This is a genomic window from Zunongwangia atlantica 22II14-10F7, assembly GCF_002094855.1.
GTDB lineage: Bacteria > Bacteroidota > Bacteroidia > Flavobacteriales > Flavobacteriaceae > Zunongwangia > Zunongwangia atlantica.
In genome coordinates, this window is sequence record NZ_ARYN01000017.1 from 56,701 (window position 1) to 74,226 (window position 17,526).

Genomic DNA, 17,526 nt, shown 5'->3' on the forward strand with positions numbered 1-17,526 from the left:
TACTAAGATGGAAGAAAAGAAAAAAGCGAATAAGAAGTTTATCTTCATAATAGGAGCATTAATATTGGTAGGAATTGTATATGGTGGCTACAAGTTTATACATTCCCTTTCTCACGAAGAGACCGACGATGCCCAAATTGAAGCCAAGATGAACCCAATTATCCCTCATGTAAGTGGTTATGTTGAAAAAGTGTACGTAAGCGATAATCAAAAAGTAAAAAAGGGAGACACCTTGCTAATAATTGATAGTCGCGATTATAAAGTACAGTTACAACAAGCTAGAGCTAATTTACTAGCTTCTGAAAGTCAGGTTGGTGTTGCAAAAGCAAGCATAGGATCATACCAGGCAAATGCAGCAGCATCTAACTCACAATACAAATCTGCCGGTGGAAATATTAAATCTGCAGAGATTAAATTATGGAGAGCCACTCAGGATTTTAAACGTTACGAAAATCTTTTTGCCAATCATTCTATTACAGAACAGCAATACGAACAGGCTTTAGCGGCAAAACAAGAAGCTGAGCAACAATTAGAAATTTTAAAGAATCAGGAAAAAGCTTCTGCCAGCCAACGTAATGCTGCCGTTTCTCAAACAGAAATTTCAGAAAATCAGGTTAGCGTTGCTGAAGCTAATGTAGAAAGCGCAAAAGCTGCTTTAGATGCTGCATTATTAAATATGGATTATACGGTAATAACCGCTCCTATAGATGGGCAATTATCTAGCGTAGATATCCAGCCGGGACAATTTATCCAACCGGGACAATCACTTTTTTATCTGGTAAATACTAACGATAAATGGATTATCGCCAACTTTAAAGAAACTCAGCTTGAAAAAATGCGCGTGGGACAAAAAGTTGGGATTGAAGTTGATGCCTACCCAGGTTACGAATTTGAAGGAAAAATTACTGCTTTTTCTCCTGCAACTGGTGCAAGGTTCTCTTTATTACCACCAGATAATGCTACCGGAAACTTTGTAAAAACAGTACAAAGATTACCGGTTAAAATAGAATTTTCAGATAAAAATGATAAAGAAAAATTAGAGCGTCTACGCTCTGGAATGAACGTTCTGGTAGACGTGCATTTAAAATAAATTATGGCTGAAGAAAAAGCTCAAATACAAGACGAAGACAGCCTGGTTGAATATGGTTTTAGAAGGGTAATCATTACTATTACTGCGGTTTTATGTGCGCTTCTGGAAATTATTGATACTACGATTGTAAATGTTGCGCTTAACGATATGCGCGGGAGTCTTGGTGCTACATTAACAGATATAGCATGGGTAATTACCGCCTATGCTATTGCCAACGTTATCATTATCCCAATGACGAGTTGGCTTTCTAAACAGTTTGGACGCCGAAATTACTTTGCGGCTTCTATCATTGTTTTTACCATTTCCTCTTTTCTCTGCGGAAATGCAACAAATATCTGGGAGCTGGTAGCCTTCAGGTTTATTCAGGGAATGGGTGGTGGTGCTCTTTTGGTAACCGCCCAAACTATTATTACTGAAAGTTACCCGGTAGCGAAACGTGGTATGGCTCAAGCTATTTATGGTATGGGTGTAATTGTAGGGCCTACTTTGGGACCACCATTGGGTGGATACTTAGTAGATCATTTTTCGTGGCCTTATATTTTTTACATTAATATACCACTTGGTATTATTGCGACTTTCCTTACTATTCTTTTTGTAAGAAGCCCTAAATATGGTGATAAACTTAAAGCAAATCAGGTAGACTGGTGGGGAATTATCTTACTGGCAACCTTTATAGGATCATTACAATTTGTATTAGAACATGGGCAACAGGACGACTGGTTTGAAGATGGCACCATTGTAACTTTATCAATAATGGCGGTTTTTGGACTGGTTTTATTTATCTGGCGAGAACTTACGTATAAATACCCTGTAGTGAACTTAAGAGTACTTAAGGATGCTAATTTAAGCATAGGTACCATACTTACTTTTATTCTTGGTTTTGGTCTTTTTGGATCTACATTTATTATTCCTATTTACACACAATCTATCTTGGGGTGGACGGCAACCGATGCCGGACTTTTACTTATCCCAAGTTCGATTACCACAGGATTAATGATGCCGGTTATTGGTAAACTATTAGAACGAGGTGTGCCTCAAAAAATACTTGCAGCCGCAGGATTTGGCATATTCTTTTTATACAGTTTATGGATGTATTTGTTAATGACGCCAGATACAGGATCTGAACATATGTTTTGGCCATTGGTTGTACGCGGAGTTGGATTAGGATTATTATTTGTACCTATTACCACCTTATCACTTTCAACTTTAAAAGGTAAAGATATTGGTGATGGTGCTGCATTTACAGGAATGATGCGCCAACTTGGTGGTTCTTTTGGGATTGCTATTATTACCACCTTTGTTTCAAGATTTACGCAACAACACCGGGTAGAATTAATTCCAAATATAAGTCCCATTAATTTTCAGGTACAGCAAAGGATCCATGCGTTACAGCAAAATTTTATTCAAAGGGGATTTAGCATTAATGAATCTTTGGACAAAGCATATAGCTTATTAGATGCAAATATCATGAGACAGGCTACTGTTCTTTCATATATGGATGTATTTCTTTATCTGGGAATTCTATTTTTAATATGTGTTCCATTTGTACTCTTAATTAAAAAAGGTTCAGGAAAAGTAGATACTAGTTCTGTACATTAAAAAATTGCTACCCCAAATGCCAAATATTGGCATTTTATAAGCCATCGCAAGCTCCCCAACTTGCGGTGGCTTTTTTATTTTTTTTACCTTCCAACCCCACTTAACTATCAAAAACAACCGTTTAACGACACTAATTTTTAATTAAACGAATACAATTTTATTTTCCCTAAGATTATCTGAATTTTGTTTACATAAGACACTAAAATTAAAATGAAAAATAAGCTAACAATCCTTTTTATCGAGGACGATATGATTGAAGTGATGAAATTGAACAGAACAATTTCTTCACTATCCCTACCTCACCATATCATTGAAGCTAAAAATGGTGAAGAAGCCCTAACTATTTTAAACAAAAAAGATCGCTTGCCAGATATTATATTTTTAGATCTTAACATGCCTAAAATGAACGGCATAGAGTTTCTTAAAATATTAAAAGCAGATGATATTTTAAAGTACATCCCAACTATTATCCTAACCACTTCTAGTAACCGAAGAGATCTACTGGAGTGCTACAAAATTGGTATTGCAGGATACATTATTAAACCTCTAAAATACGAGGATTATGTATCTAAACTTAGTAGCGCCCTGGATTATTGGAGTCAGAATGAATTGATTAAAGGATAATATATTATGAAAGGCATAGTATTTACTGAATTCCTCGAGATGGTCGAGGAAAAATTCGGTATTGAAGTGGTAGATCATATTTTAAATGAATCTAAACTTCAATCTGAAGGTATTTATACCTCTGTAGGCACCTACGATTTTATAGAAATGCAAAGCCTCTTAATAAATCTAAGCAAAAAGGTCGCTATTCCTTTAGATGATCTTATTTATAGCTACGGACTCTATTTTTTTAATACACTTACAAAAGTACATCCCGGGATCTTTGCACTTTATAAAGATCCTATAGAGCTACTTTCTTCCATAGAAAATCATATTCATGTTCAGGTTAGAAAATTATATCCAGGAGCAGAGCTTCCAACGTTTAAAATTGAGAAAAAGACTGAAGATCAACTGGAAATTTTGTATTTTTCAGAAAGAGCAATGTACATGTTCGCCAAAGCCCTAATGGAAAAAACTTTTGAACACTACGACCAGGCTTCCAAAATTCGGTTAGAAAAAATCGAAAATAATGGAACAAAGGTCAGATTCCTGATATCAAAAAAATATGGAACCTACCAAAAAGATTGAAATATTAGAACGAGCGCTGGAGAGAGAAAAAAAGGCCAGGAAACTTGCCGAAAAAATCCTTGAAGAAAAATCGACCGAACTATTTGAAGTCTCTGAAGCACTTCGCCAATCCAACAACCGCCTACAGGAACTTCTAAACCAAAAAACCTCACAATTAGAAGGTGTTTTTGTAAATATTATCGACGCTTATATTGTTATGGACATCGATGGGAATGTTCTAAAAATGAACCAGGCAGCCAAAGAAATGCTTGGTTACGATAATGAAAATGAGCCTGTAAACCTTCTAAAATTAGTACATTCTGAATATGTGGAATATACGGCAGCGGCTTTTAAACAATTATATCATACCGGTAGCTATAACGATTATAAAGCCAGAATTATAACTAAAGACGGTACTGAAAAGATCGTACAAATTAACGCAAGTATTATCTATGACCGTGATGGCAAACCAACCGCTGCACAAGGTGTTGCCAGAGATATTACTGAAGAAATAGCTATTAAAAAACAGCTGGAATCCCAGAATAAACAGCTAGATTTAATTTTCGATAACTCCCCTATTGGAATCTCTCTTACCCGAACAAATTTTAAAGACCTTATTAAAGTAAATAGAGCTTTAGTAAGCATGTTTGGATATTCTCTTGAAGAATTTAACAATCTTAGCATTAAGGATGTATCCCATCCAGATGATGATGATAGCAGTGAACAGCTAAGGCAAATGATTGAAGGTGAAATAGATTCTTATACCATTAATAAACGTTACATTAAAAAAAGTGGCGAAACATTATGGGCCAGAACAAGAGTTGCTGCCATTAGGGATGAGGATAACAATATCCTATACCAGGTAGCAACAGTAGAAGATATTACGAAAGAAAAGATAGCAAAAGAAAAAATCGAAGAGTCTGAAAACCGACTTTCAACCTTAATTGTTAATTTACAAACCGGGATTTTATTAGAAGATGAGAATCGAAAAATACTGCTTACCAATAAGAAATTCTGTAATCTTTTTGGGCTAGACACACCACCTGAGGAGTTTAAAGGTGCAGATTGCTCTAATGCGGCAGAGGAGAATAAAATGTATTTTAAAAATCCAGAACAATTTGTAAATAGAATTGATGAGTTACTGGAGAAAAAAGAAATTGTAATTGCAGAAGAGTTAGAACTTGTAAATGGCAGTATATACGAGCGAAGCTATATCCCTATTTATCACGAAGGCAGATATAAAGGCCATCTTTGGAGCTACGACGATATCACTATTCAGAAAAATTATAAGGAAAGTCTTAAAGCTCAAAAAGAAAAATATAGTAGTATAATCGCTAATATGAACCTGGGACTTTTAGAAGTAGATCTTAATGATCATATTCTAATGGCGAACCAAAGTTTTACTGAAATGAGTGGCTACCATGAAGAAGAACTTATTGGTAAAACCGCATCTGATATATTTTTAATTCCCGAATCTAAAGCTGAGTTTAATAAACACGACAAGGTTAGACGAAAAGGAATTTCCAATTCTTACGAAGTTAGAGTAAAAACCAAAAACAATAAACTTAAGTATTGGTTGGTTAGTGGTGCCCCTAATTACGATTTAAACGGAAAAATGATTGGTTCTATAGGTATACATCTGGATATTACTGAGATGAAACTCTTAGAGGCACAAAAAGAGCAACTACTTAAAAACCTTGAACAACAAAACGAGCATCTTAACGAATATGCACACATTGTTTCTCACGATTTAAAATCGCCATTAAGAAATATCTCTGCCCTTTTAAGTTGGACCAAAGAAGATTTTAGAGAAAAACTAGGAGAGGAAAGTATGATGAATCTGGATCTTATGCAGGGAAAAGTAGAGAAGATGGATCATCTTATCGAAAACATCTTAAGATACTCTAGCATCGAAGATGGTAATATCCAAAATCAGGAACTAGACTTGCAGGAGCTGGTTTTAGATATTTTAGAACTAATTTATATTCCAGATCATATTAAAGTTAGCATCATAAACAAGCTACCTATAATTTATGGTGATCGCACAAGGATTCAGCAGGTATTCCAAAATCTTTTAAGTAATGCTGTTAATTATATCGACAAAGAAAAGGGCTTTGTAGAAATTGATTATACCGAAAATACGACGCACTACATTTTCAGTATAAAAGATAATGGTGTGGGTATAGAAAAAGAACATCATCAACGAATCTTTAAAATTTTCAATGCCCTGGGAACTCATGAAAAATCTACTGGTGTTGGTTTAAGTATCGTTAAAAAAGTAATCGATTTATATGATGGAGAAATCTGGCTAGATAGTGAAGTTGGTAAAGGCACAGTGTTCTTTTTCAGTTTAAAAAAGCAATCATGAAAATAATTCAGGCATTAAAAACAATAGATTCTCCCTGGCAATATAAGGGTGACCATAAAGAAGATTTAAATAATCCACTGGTTTTAATTTTTGCCGAAAGAAAACTATTGCAAAACCCTGAAATTTTAGAAGATATACGCGAAGAATTCCCTTATCGCCACCTTATTTTTGGGAGTTCTGCCGGAGAAATTATTGGAGAAAAGGTTACTGAAAATTCTATCGCAGTGACCTTAATTGAATTCGAAAAATCTACTTTCGAGGTTAAAACTGCAAATATCCTGGACTTTAATAAAAATGGTGAAGCTTTGGGATATAATCTGGCAAGCCAATTTAAAAAAGAAAATTTAAAACATTTCTTTGTAATTTCAGAAGGCAGTTTTGTTAATGGCAGCGCTTTAATTAAAGGGGTAGAAAAATATACCGATCAAAAAATCACCCTAACCGGAGGATTATGTGGTGATGGTGCAAGATTTAAAAAAACCTTGGCCTCTTATAACGAAAATCCAAAAGAAGGAGAAATTGTAATAATTGGCCTATATGGTGAAAGCCTTCAGGTTAGTTATGCCAGTTATGGCGGTTGGATTCCTTTTGGTCCAGAACGTATAATTACCAAATCTAAGGATAACGTACTTATAGAATTAGATGATTTACCCGCTTTAGACCTTTATTCTAAATATCTTGGAGAAAAAGCAAATGAACTTCCCCAGGCCGCTCTTTTATATCCTTTAAATGTTACTGAAAAAGGTAAACCCTATAGCCTGGTACGAACAATCCTGAATATAGACGTAAAGAACAAATCGATGATCCTGGCAGGTGACGTTCCTGAAGGCGCACATGCACAATTAATGATGGCTACCGTAGATGGCATAGCACAGGGAGCTGCAACCGCTGCGTCGCGAGCGATGAAAAAACACGCTACCCTACCCCAACTGGCTTTATTAGTTAGTTGTATTGGGAGGCGTATTGTTATGGATCAAAGAGTTGAAGAAGAGATAGAAGAAGTCTCTGAAATTTTAGGTAAACAGGCCAAAATAGCCGGCTTTTATTCTTACGGAGAAATTGCACCATTCTCAACAAGTATAGAATGTAATCTGCACAATCAAACCATGACACTAACTTTAATTAGCGAATAGCATGAACCCTCTATTAAAACGGCAAATAAGGAAATACTTCCCTGAAGAATTTAGCAACGACCAACGATTTACTGAATTTTTTAAAGCCATAGAGGAATCTTATAAAACAAACGACGATCAACTAAATATGATTCAGCGAGCTATGAATATAAGCTCAGACGAATTATTTAGCGCTAACCGAAAGTTACGAATAGAAGCACATAGCCAAAAAGAAATCTTAGATCGATTAAAATCTGTAATTGCAACATTAGATATAAAAAATTCAGCCAACAAAGATCAGTCTAATGAAGAGTTGAATGTTTCAGACCTTGCAACATATATCGAAAAACAATCCTGGGAAATCGCTAAAATCAATAAAGAGCAGGAAGAGCTTTTGTTAAACCTGGAGAAGAAAAACCAGGTACTTTCAGATTATGCGCATATGGTTTCTCACGATTTAAAATCCCCTCTAAGAAGCATCAACAGCCTTGTTACCTGGCTTAAACAAGACTATGCTGGCAAAATAGATGAAGACGCTATTAAACAGCTAAATATGATTTTAAAAAGTGTAGAGAAAATGGATGCACTAATTAGCGGTATTTTAAATTACTCTACTATAGACCAGGAAGTAGTAGCTGCTTACGAGGTAGACATAGATCATCTTGTAAACGAAATCATTCAGATTATCTATAAACCTGAGCATATAAAAATTGAAATTTCAGAGAAACTTCCTGTAATAAACGGGGATAAATTCAGGCTGCAACAATTATTTCAGAATTTAATTCAAAATGCTGTAAAAAGTATTGATAAACCTGAAGGTATCATTTTAATTAATGTAGAAGAAAATGGGAAATTCTGGAAATATTCTGTAAAAGATAACGGAAAAGGCATCGATAAAGAGCATTTCAATAAAATTTTTCAGATATTTGAAAAAATTGATAATGATTTTACTTCTACCGGAATTGGATTATCTATCGTAAAAAAAATCATCGATTTTTATGGTGGGAAAATCTGGTTAGAAAGTGAATTATCAAAAGGCACCATTTTCTACTTTACTTTACCTAAATAAATCGATATGGAAGAGAAACCTAACTACTCTTACATAAGCCAGCTTTCTGGTGGAGACAAAGACTTTGAAGAGCAATTACTTGATGTAGTTCGACTAGAGCTGCCACAGGAGATTGAGAATTACAAAAATCATTTGGAAATAGATAATTTTATGCGCGCCGGTGACGATGTTCATAAAATTAAACATAAAATTAGTATTTTAGGCTTAGAAAAGAGTTACCAGGTGGCTATAGATCACGAAGACAACTTAAGAGAAGGTGTTTTAGATGATGATCTTTATAAGCGATTTGAAGAAATTCTTAATGCAATGACCAAGTTTATCGAAAAAGCCTAAAACCTAACCTATGCAGTGTATAATTGTAGATGACGAAGCAGCAGCAAGAACCATCTTAAAAAAACTTGCTTCTAATAACGAAAATCTAGAAGTACAGGCAGAATTTTCTAATGCCTTACAGGCCATTAAGCATCTTAACCAACATGAGGTAGAGCTTATTTTCCTTGATATACACATGCCAGATTTTACAGGTTTCGATTTTATTCAAACCATAAAAAATCCTCCAAAAATTATATTATCAACTTCAGATAGAAATTTTGCTATTGAAGCTTTTGAATACGATTGTATCGTAGATTACATCGTTAAACCTATTACACAGGAGCGATTTGATAAAGCCATAAAAAAAGCTTTAAGTTTTACTCCAAAAGATGAAAAAGATACTTCTTCTGAAAAAGTAGATACGAACATAAAAGAGTCTGGCAATGATCTTTACGTAAATATCGATCGTAGATTAATTAAAATCGATATTCCAAGCATTTATTTAATTGAAGCCAGAGGCGATTATATTCTAATTAAAACATCTGGTAAAAATTACACGGTACACTCTACCATGAAAAAAATTGAAGAAAAATTACCTGAAAACCTCTTTTTAAAAATCCACAGATCTTTTATTATAAACGTTGATAAAATTATTGATATTGAAGATAATAGCGTTCTTATTGAAAAAGATGTAATTCCTGTGAGCCGTTCTAACCGCCCGGAACTTATGAAACGCTTAAATCTTTTATAGTTAAGCGTGAAAAATTACAATTCGTCGGTACTTAATTACCGCCCATCTACACTTTAAAAATCCTCAACGATTTCTTCTAATTTCAGCTTTAATGCTGCCCTATATTTGTCATGTAGTTAAGAGATAAACATATCACCATAACTACTAGATGTTTGACATAATTTTTTGTTTTTGAGTTTTGAGTTTATTCGCTCAGCGCCTTTCCTATAAAGCTAAGAGCCCTACTAATTAGATTATAGGTTGGTACTGAGCAGGCATTAATCAGTCCGGGAGAAAAACCTCCTCGGTAGAAGAATGATAATTGAATTGTTGTGACTGAAATATTGCCTTTTTAAACAAATGAAATTGGGATTGGATAAGGTATTTCCCTTTTCTAGAAAAAAGAAAAGGGAAGTTTACCAAAAAGAATATGATATAAGATTTTTAGGCTAATACATATAGTTGGATTATAAGATTGGTTAGTTAGTTGGTTAGGTTAGGTTGAAAATGCCGGGAGTGGTTACCCGGCATTTTCTTTTTATTAGGTTTAGAAAACAAAAAGCCCGGCAATTGCCGGGCTTTTTTCTTAATCATTAGGCTAGATTAATTCTTCAGTACTGGCATTTCAGTATCTAAATCGAAGGTGTTATTTACTTTTTCTGCAGTGATATTAGAAGAAACTTCAAGGTTCTCTTTAAGTTTTATATCTAAAGAAGACGCCCCAACTTTTATGGTGTAGGTTCCTTCTTCAACAATCCATGCACTTTGCTCGTCTACAAAAGAAGCAAGATCTTTTGCTTTTAATGTAAACTTTAAGCTTTCACTTTTACCTGGTTTTAAGATTTTGGTTTTCCCAAAGGCTTTTAATTCCTGTACAGGTTTATCTACCATATTTGCAGGTGCATTTACATATAATTGTACCACTTCTTTCCCGGCAACTTTACCAGTATTGGTCACTTTTACAGAAACTTCTACTTCATCATTAAAATTAGAAGAACTAAGTTTTAAATCTGAATACTCAAAAGTAGTATACGAGTTCCCGTAACCAAATTCGTAAGACGATTTTACATCGAAGGTATTAAAGTAACGATACCCAATATAAATTCCTTCTTTATAATAAACATCAGTTGGTTTTTGTACCGGCTCTCCTAACCAGTTTGCTGCTGAAGCATGATGGTTATAATCAATAGGGAAAGTCATGGTTAATTTACCACTTGGGTTTACTTCGCCACTAAAAACATCGGCTACAGAGTTTCCGCCTTCCTGGCCTGGCTGCCATGCTAATAAAATAGCATCAACTTTATCTTTCCATGATGCCGTTTCAATAACACCACCAATATTAAGAATCACGATAACTTTTTTACCTTCAGCATGAAAAGCTTTAGTTACAGTGTTAATCAATTTAACCTCGTCCTGACCTAAATAGAAGTCATCATCTATCTTTCTATCGAACTGCTCACCTGAATTTCTTCCTAAAGTAATAACCGCAACATCTGCAGATTTTGCTTTAGCTTCTACTAATTCATCCTCTGGTAACATTTCAGGCAAACGCTTATTATCGGCTAACAAACCAATTTCTTCACGTCGCTTATTTTCATTTTCTACCGCTTGTGCTACAAATGGCTCATATAAGTTCTGTAATTCTTTATCTACAGTGTAACCTGCGTTATCTAATCCTTGTAGCAGCGAAATACTATAGGCTTCGTTTACATCTCCACTCCCGGTACCACCAGCAATAAAGCTATAAGAGTGATCACCAAAAACAGCGATGCTTCCAGATTTATCAGTAAATGGTAATACGTTATCGTCATTTTTCAATAAAATCATTCCTTCAGCAGCAGCTTTTCTTGTTACCTGTGCATGCGCTTCTAGATCTGGTTTATTGCTGAATTTATACTTATCTGTAGTTGGTGATTTACGGATGTATTCTAAAATACGTCTTAGACTGGCATTTACCGCTTCTTCGTTTACATTTCCTTCTTCAATGGCTTTAGCCAATGCATCACGCTGCGCTTCAGTTCCAGGCATCAATAGATCATTACCTGCATTGATCTGAGCGACAACATCACTCACAGATCCTTCTTCCAAAATAGATTCGAATCCTGGATAACCACCAAACCAATCGGTCATAACCAAACCTTCGTATCCCCACTCATCTCTAAGAATAGTGGTTAATAGATCTTTGTTTGCAGAAGCATAAGTTCCATTTAGTTTATTATAAGCCGTCATCACCGTCCATGGTTTAGACTCCTTTATCGCAATTTCGAAACCACGTAAATAGATCTCTCTCATTGCACGCTCGCTAATATGCGCGTTTACCGCCAGACGATTTGTTTCCTGGTTGTTTGCCGCGAAATGCTTTATAGAAGTTCCCACATCGTGAGACTGAATACCTTTAATATAAGCACTGGCAATTTTACCGGCAACTAAAGGATCTTCAGAATAATATTCAAAGTTTCTTCCGTTAAGCGGATTTCTATGAATATTTAAGGCAGGTGCTAATAAAACATCAACTCCGTATTCCTTCACTTCTTCCCCCATGGCTTCTCCTACAGCTTCAATTAAATCTGTATTCCAGGTTGAAGCCAATGCCGTCCCTACAGGAAATGCAGTTGCATAATAGGTATTAGGATCGTTTTTACGTTTTGGTTCTATACGTAATCCCGCAGGACCATCTGCAAAAACAGTTTCAGGAATGCCTAATCTTGGTATTTCATCGTTTCCACCGGCTTCTCCTAAAACTCTAACATCTGGCTCGCCCTCTAAAGGTACTAATCCAGCATATCCAGGCATACCAGGACCAACTAATAAATTAGCTTTTTCTCTAGGCGTCATTGCCTTAATTAACTCTTCTATAGAAGCTTTTTCGTACTGTGGTGCTTTTTGTGCGGTAGCTGTTTTAAAGCTTAATAAAGCTAAAATAACTACCATACTCATTTTCCTTTTCATTTTTTACTCTTTTATATATTTAAATTGAATCAACCAATCTTCAAACCTTTTAAACCAGTTATCTACTGGCAAATTCTGCTTAGACATTCCAAAACCATGACCTCCATTAGCATACATATGAAGCTCTACCGGATAATTGGCTGCAAGCCATTTATTATAAAGTGAAATACTTTTGGGGGCTAACTTTAATTGATCGTCACTGGCAGCAACAATAAATAAAGGCAGCTGTTTTTGTGGAATTTTAGCTTCTAACAAATCTTGTGTAGGGCCAGCATAGATCGCAGCTGCAAAATCTGGTAATTTTTCTTCGGAAGAATTGTTCAATATACTTTCTAATATTACTGTTCCACCGGCAGAAAAACCTATAACACCAATTTTATTAGGATCTAAATGATAATCTGAAGCATTTTTTCTAACAAATTCTATTGCTTTTATACAATCCTGGCCTGCCAGCTTTTGTACGGCAGTGGTTCGCTCGTAATGCGCATCTCTATCCTGTAAATTTGCAATGAGCTCTTTTGCGGGATCATTAGTTTTAGAATGAATTAATCGATATTTTAAAACAAAAGCGGTAATACCTTTAGATGCCAGGTATTCCGCTAGTTTAGTTCCTTCTTTGTGTATCGATAAAGTTTGAAAACCACCACCAGGAGCTATAATTATAGAAGTTCCGTTAGGATTTTCAGGTTTAAAAATCAGCACTTCAGGATTTACGACATTGTAAACAACTTCAGTTTTAAAAAGCTCTGAATACATCTCGGCTTCAACCCAGGTCCAGTTTTCTGAACCTGGAGCTTTGCCTTCATAAAGTGCTATAGTCTTATCCTGTGCATTTATCTTAGTTATGGAAAACAGAAATACTACAAAAAAAAGACGGCTTAAATTATACATTCTTAGCTTTCTTAGAAATTAATATTTACTGAAGCCTGTACGGTAAATGGTCGTATGTAAGATCCAGATAATGTGCTCCCGTAGAATTGGCTGGCATCATTAATCAACTCGGCTCCATTGATAGTTCCTTTTGCTCCTGTTTGGTTTAAGAAGTTAACCACGGTTGCTCCAAAACTAATATGGTCATTATATTTATAATTTACTCCTCCAAAATTCTCCCATCTCGGAGCAAAGAACAAGGCATTATTAATATTAGCATATTGCTTGCTAAAGTATCTAAAGCTTGCCCAAATTCTCCAATCTTTGTAGGTATAGCTAGGATCAATTTCCATTAGGACATTAGAGATTTCAAGAACAGTTTTATCACTATAATCGTAATTTTCTCCAAAGGCATCGAAAGTAAAATCTTTATAAACCGGATCCTGAAGTGTAATTAAATAATGAAGATTGAATCCTTTAAATGGAGTGATCATCATATCTGTTGTCCAACCTAAAGTCTGAATGTTGTAGAACACAGAAGTTTGTTGAGATTCTGTATTATCTGCAGGATTTACTAAGTTATAACGTGTTAAATAATTGTTCTTGGTAAGGTAAGTTGCTTGTGAAACTAAACTAAAATAATCGGTATTCCAGAACACTCCTAAACCGGCAAGTGGGCTTCTACTTTTTACAACACTAGGATCGATAGCCGTCGAAAAATTTTCTAAACGACCGTTTTCTTCTGTATATAAAAAGTTACCTAATACTCCGAAATTTTTAGTGATATTATAACTTGCGTTTAAATTACCTGCAACGTGAAAATAGCTTTCATCTATATCTGTAAGTTCAGCATCGGCTAAGGTAAAACCTTCTGATCGTGGCGTCCTTGTAAAATCACCATCTATTAAATGATGTCTTAACATTAAACCGGCCTTTACATTTAGTTTATCTGAAACCTTCCAAGTATCGTTCGCATAAACTGCCAATTTGTTTTCTGTTCCGTTAAAATATTCTGCGCTGGTATTGTAACCGTAAAAACCATATTCATCGGTATTTGGCCCAATTAATCGTTGTGGCTGATTTTCTACCGTTTGAAAATATAAAGATCGGTTAGAAACATACTTATCTATATGGTAGTATTGTTCTAGAATTCCTAAGGTAACGTTATGATTATCTAACTGTTTATTAATAGAAAACCTTCCCATTACTGAAGTGACCGGAATTTCTGGTGTACTCAAACCTAATTGAGTACCTACTCTGCCCGTGTAAGCTTCTCCTGTGCTTGCGATCGTATATCCGTCTTGAGCTCCTGCTTCAAAAATACTTAGCGGTATACCATATAATAAGGAAGCTTTAGCTAAATGAAGTCTGGTCGAATATTTAAAATTCCAACCGTTGTCTAATTTATAGTTACCAAAAATATCTACATTGTGAGAAGTATTGGTATTTGCTGCACCATCTAATTCTCCAAAATAATATTCACCGTTGCGAATATCTCTAAATCGCATACGACCGTCACGAACAATATAGGAATCATTACCGATTTCGAAACCATCTATTTCATTAGCTTCACCATTAGGTCCATATTCAAAAACAGCATAATTTGTATTTACATAGGAATCTGCGTACTTATAATAAACATTAAACTCTCCTTTATCTTCTTTAAAATACTTGGTAAGACCTACTCTAAAAATCTTAGTTTGATCTACATAATTATTAAAACCAAGATCATACGTACTGGGATCAAAATTGACAAATACTCCTGCAGAATAGGTCCACCCATTGTCTGAGATAGGACCAGAGACATTAACATCACCTTGAAACCAACCAAAATGACTTCCTGTAAGATTTAATTTACCCTGAAATTCTTTAGTCCCATTTTGCGTATAAGAATTAACGGCAAAACCTAAATCTCCCATTGTTGTAGCTAAATCTTCCATCTTAAGAAGACCTGTGTTTTTAAGTCCAACACTTTGTCTCCAGGTTTTATTTGGTAATTCTGGCCAATAAAAATAAACTACAGGTAAATCGTTTTCGAGAATGGTAATACCACCCACGGTAGCGGGAAGACCAATATTTACATCACGTGGCCCCGAATTATTTGCTGCATTAAGCATCACATTTCTATCCGAACCTTCTTCTTTTAAATCTGAATCCTTTAATTCCTGCTGAATCTGAATAGAATCTTTAGAACTTAAATTTTCTTCCTGTGCCAGAACGCTCTTTGCACCCAGGACTAAAGGAAGAAGAGTAAAAAATTTAAAGTAATTTAATTTCATGTTTTTATTTTGAGTCTTTATGTTTCAAAATGAAACATTTAGCGTTTTAACAAAAAAACATTCAAAAAATAGGCTACATTTTTAAAAGCAAACCTAAACAAGTGCAAACCTTTTCGTTAGCAGCTAATATTGTTTCATTATGAGACAATATTATATAATTTCAACGAAGCTTCAAAATGAAGCATTGAAATTTAACAAAAATAAAACCCTGATTTTCTCAAAAAACCAATGAATCAAATCTTATATGATATATCATTAAAAAGCTTTAGGAAAATGTTTTCGAAACTATATTTTAAGAATTAATTTTCTTTTCCATAAAACTATACTAGGGAAAATATTTAAATATAACTTTTAGAAATAGCTCCAAATTCGTTAAAAAAAGTACTTCTTTCATCAGCATCTTGTAAATGGAGCAATTTTGAAACTTTCCCTTCTATATCCATAATTTCCAGGCTTCTGGTTAGCAATTCTGCCAACAAATCTCGGTGAGAAGATTTCAACTTTAACTTATTCACATAAATAATATTCATTTTAGATGTCATGCTGCTTTTAGAAAATAGATTTATATGAGTTTTGACAGGAATCTCACATTCACTTTCCAGCAGTTGCTCAAATTCGATAATATTAGCATCTTTTTTTTTCGAAGAAATAAGCCTGTTTACTTCACTCTTAAAAAAGGGACTAACAACTAAATGATTAGCCCGGCTTACAATACGATAAGTTTTTAAATTCTTGCTATCACAAATTAATTTCATAGGGTATTGAATTTTAATTTTTGGGGTTCAATACCATAAATAAAAGTAGGTTTCTAGGGTAAGCCAAATGTAAGCAGTCGCTCGAAACCTAAAAAATCCAGAAAACAATTTAAGATGAATTTTGCATTAATAAATTCGCATACTGCTTAAAGAATTCAGCCAATATTAGATAAAATAAGCCTTAATTTTCAACAAAAATCATCGAAACTAAACTTAATCCCTGCTTTCTGGGAATAATATTATCAAATTCTACAATAGCCAATTCTTCAGGATTAGCAATTCTTATGCTAAGCTTTTCTCCTACTTTACCACTAAAGATTCCTACCGCCATTGCTGCCTGTTTTGATAACCAAAACTCATATTCTTCGGGATTTTTATACTTTTCCATCATCTTTTCAATATAAAAAAGCCTGTCTTTTTCTTCCAATCCTAAGGCCTCTTTAGAGTTTATTAAAAAATCCTGTAAATCTTCAGTACTAAACTGATGCCAAAAATAAAAACCTACATAATGTGATATATTTTGCTGAAATTCATGTTTCTGTGGAACATCTTCAGCAGGAAAAACCAAAATTGTATACGGCAACGTACCCAGCGAAGGATATAGAATGATCTCACTAATTACCGACTCTAAATAATTAGAAATTTCTTCATTTTTCATAGTATGCTGATTTTTGGTTGAAGCAAAAGCTCACTTATGCGCTGAAATTTCTCTTCATAAATTATCGAAAATCGATCTTCTTCATATAAATATTCTCTCGCAATGGGAACACTATACGGCAATGCCCAGGCACGCAAAGTGGCCACAATATTTCTTAAACTATCGATCCCGGTTGAAGCATTTGCGCCATAACCCCAGCAAATGAGCGCAATAATTTTATGGGTTAAATATGGATTTTCGTCTTTCGAACTCAAAATTAACCAGTCCAGGCAATTTTTCATCGCGCCAACCATTCCGCCATGATATAACGGACTAAGCCAAATATGCCGATCGTATTCTTTAAAAACTTGCAGCATTTTTGTCACTGAATCTGGAACTTCTGAAAAATCTTCCTCAAAAAAGGGAATATCATATTCAGATAAATTAAAAATTACGGGCGTTGCTCCCAGCTGTAGCAAATATTCCTTTAAATAATTCGCAATTTCCTGCGACGTATCGTTTGCCTTATTGAGTGTGCCGTTAAATATTAAAACTTTCATTTTTTAGCATTCGTTTTAACTGGTTA

General features: G+C 34.6%; 15 protein-coding genes. 9 read left to right on the forward strand and 6 right to left on the reverse strand.

Features of this window, described 5'->3' with window-relative positions; all coding sequences use genetic code 11:
* Positions 1-7 precede the first annotated feature (7 nt).
* From IIF7_RS16995 to IIF7_RS17035, 9 genes are all read left to right on the forward strand, one after another.
* Complete coding sequence (locus tag IIF7_RS16995; RefSeq protein ID WP_084842883.1) at positions 8-1,090, forward strand: HlyD family secretion protein; 1,083 nt, start codon at positions 8-10, stop codon at positions 1,088-1,090.
* 3 nt (positions 1,091-1,093) lie between these two features.
* A complete protein-coding gene (locus tag IIF7_RS17000; RefSeq protein ID WP_084842884.1) occupies positions 1,094-2,689 on the forward strand; it encodes an MDR family MFS transporter in 1,596 nt (531 codons plus the stop codon).
* A gap of 210 nt (positions 2,690-2,899) precedes the next feature.
* Positions 2,900-3,313, forward strand: coding sequence for a response regulator (locus tag IIF7_RS17005; RefSeq protein ID WP_013072970.1), 414 nt, complete (start codon positions 2,900-2,902; stop codon positions 3,311-3,313).
* A 6-nt stretch (positions 3,314-3,319) separates the two neighbouring features.
* Complete coding sequence (locus tag IIF7_RS17010) at positions 3,320-3,880, forward strand: heme NO-binding domain-containing protein (RefSeq protein WP_084842885.1); 561 nt, start codon at positions 3,320-3,322, stop codon at positions 3,878-3,880.
* Positions 3,858-6,227 carry a PAS domain S-box protein gene (locus IIF7_RS17015; protein WP_084842886.1) on the forward strand — a complete coding sequence of 790 codons (2,370 nt, stop codon included), beginning with the start codon at positions 3,858-3,860 and terminating at the stop codon, positions 6,225-6,227. Before IIF7_RS17010 ends, IIF7_RS17015 begins: the two co-directional genes overlap by 23 nt.
* Complete coding sequence (locus IIF7_RS17020) at positions 6,224-7,360, forward strand: FIST signal transduction protein (RefSeq protein ID WP_084842887.1); 1,137 nt, start codon at positions 6,224-6,226, stop codon at positions 7,358-7,360. Before IIF7_RS17015 ends, IIF7_RS17020 begins: the two co-directional genes overlap by 4 nt.
* A 1-nt stretch (position 7,361) precedes the next feature.
* Positions 7,362-8,408, forward strand: a complete 1,047-nt coding sequence (locus tag IIF7_RS17025) for a sensor histidine kinase (protein ID WP_084842888.1) — start codon at positions 7,362-7,364, stop codon at positions 8,406-8,408.
* Positions 8,409-8,414: 6 nt separating this feature from the next.
* On the forward strand, positions 8,415-8,741 hold the full coding sequence (locus IIF7_RS17030) for a histidine kinase (RefSeq protein WP_084842889.1): 327 nt from the start codon (positions 8,415-8,417) through the stop codon (positions 8,739-8,741).
* Positions 8,742-8,751: 10 nt separating this feature from the next.
* Positions 8,752-9,471 carry a LytR/AlgR family response regulator transcription factor gene (locus IIF7_RS17035; protein WP_084842890.1) on the forward strand — a complete coding sequence of 240 codons (720 nt, stop codon included), beginning with the start codon at positions 8,752-8,754 and terminating at the stop codon, positions 9,469-9,471.
* 582 nt (positions 9,472-10,053) lie between these two features.
* On the opposite strand, the gene IIF7_RS17040 is transcribed toward IIF7_RS17035, so the two are convergent.
* From IIF7_RS17040 to IIF7_RS17065, 6 genes are all read right to left on the reverse strand, one after another.
* Positions 10,054-12,399, reverse strand: coding sequence for a beta-glucosidase family protein (locus IIF7_RS17040; RefSeq protein WP_084842891.1), 2,346 nt, complete (start codon positions 12,397-12,399; stop codon positions 10,054-10,056).
* A 3-nt stretch (positions 12,400-12,402) separates the two neighbouring features.
* A complete protein-coding gene (locus IIF7_RS17045; RefSeq protein WP_084842892.1) occupies positions 12,403-13,290 on the reverse strand; it encodes an alpha/beta hydrolase in 888 nt (295 codons plus the stop codon).
* A gap of 11 nt (positions 13,291-13,301) precedes the next feature.
* Entirely contained in the window at positions 13,302-15,548 is a 2,247-nt protein-coding gene (locus IIF7_RS17050; RefSeq protein ID WP_084842893.1) for a TonB-dependent receptor, read from the reverse strand.
* Positions 15,549-15,886: 338 nt separating this feature from the next.
* A complete protein-coding gene (locus IIF7_RS17055; protein ID WP_084842894.1) occupies positions 15,887-16,303 on the reverse strand; it encodes a hypothetical protein in 417 nt (138 codons plus the stop codon).
* A gap of 181 nt (positions 16,304-16,484) precedes the next feature.
* Positions 16,485-16,961 carry a hypothetical protein gene (locus tag IIF7_RS17060; RefSeq protein WP_084842895.1) on the reverse strand — a complete coding sequence of 159 codons (477 nt, stop codon included), beginning with the start codon at positions 16,959-16,961 and terminating at the stop codon, positions 16,485-16,487.
* Positions 16,958-17,500 carry an NADPH-dependent FMN reductase gene (locus IIF7_RS17065; RefSeq protein WP_084842896.1) on the reverse strand — a complete coding sequence of 181 codons (543 nt, stop codon included), beginning with the start codon at positions 17,498-17,500 and terminating at the stop codon, positions 16,958-16,960. Before IIF7_RS17065 ends, IIF7_RS17060 begins: the two co-directional genes overlap by 4 nt.
* Positions 17,501-17,526 lie beyond the last annotated feature (26 nt).

Coding starts and splice junctions, on each gene's coding strand:
- IIF7_RS16995 (WP_084842883.1), top strand. CDS start 8: ATGGAAGAAAAGAAAAAAGCGAATAAGAAGTTTATCTTCATAATAGGA.
- IIF7_RS17000 (WP_084842884.1), top strand. CDS start 1,094: ATGGCTGAAGAAAAAGCTCAAATACAAGACGAAGACAGCCTGGTTGAA.
- IIF7_RS17005 (WP_013072970.1), top strand. CDS start 2,900: ATGAAAAATAAGCTAACAATCCTTTTTATCGAGGACGATATGATTGAA.
- IIF7_RS17010 (WP_084842885.1), top strand. CDS start 3,320: ATGAAAGGCATAGTATTTACTGAATTCCTCGAGATGGTCGAGGAAAAA.
- IIF7_RS17015 (WP_084842886.1), top strand. CDS start 3,858: ATGGAACCTACCAAAAAGATTGAAATATTAGAACGAGCGCTGGAGAGA.
- IIF7_RS17020 (WP_084842887.1), top strand. CDS start 6,224: ATGAAAATAATTCAGGCATTAAAAACAATAGATTCTCCCTGGCAATAT.
- IIF7_RS17025 (WP_084842888.1), top strand. CDS start 7,362: ATGAACCCTCTATTAAAACGGCAAATAAGGAAATACTTCCCTGAAGAA.
- IIF7_RS17030 (WP_084842889.1), top strand. CDS start 8,415: ATGGAAGAGAAACCTAACTACTCTTACATAAGCCAGCTTTCTGGTGGA.
- IIF7_RS17035 (WP_084842890.1), top strand. CDS start 8,752: ATGCAGTGTATAATTGTAGATGACGAAGCAGCAGCAAGAACCATCTTA.
- IIF7_RS17040 (WP_084842891.1), bottom strand. CDS start 12,399: ATGAAAAGGAAAATGAGTATGGTAGTTATTTTAGCTTTATTAAGCTTT.
- IIF7_RS17045 (WP_084842892.1), bottom strand. CDS start 13,290: ATGTATAATTTAAGCCGTCTTTTTTTTGTAGTATTTCTGTTTTCCATA.
- IIF7_RS17050 (WP_084842893.1), bottom strand. CDS start 15,548: ATGAAATTAAATTACTTTAAATTTTTTACTCTTCTTCCTTTAGTCCTG.
- IIF7_RS17055 (WP_084842894.1), bottom strand. CDS start 16,303: ATGAAATTAATTTGTGATAGCAAGAATTTAAAAACTTATCGTATTGTA.
- IIF7_RS17060 (WP_084842895.1), bottom strand. CDS start 16,961: ATGAAAAATGAAGAAATTTCTAATTATTTAGAGTCGGTAATTAGTGAG.
- IIF7_RS17065 (WP_084842896.1), bottom strand. CDS start 17,500: ATGAAAGTTTTAATATTTAACGGCACACTCAATAAGGCAAACGATACG.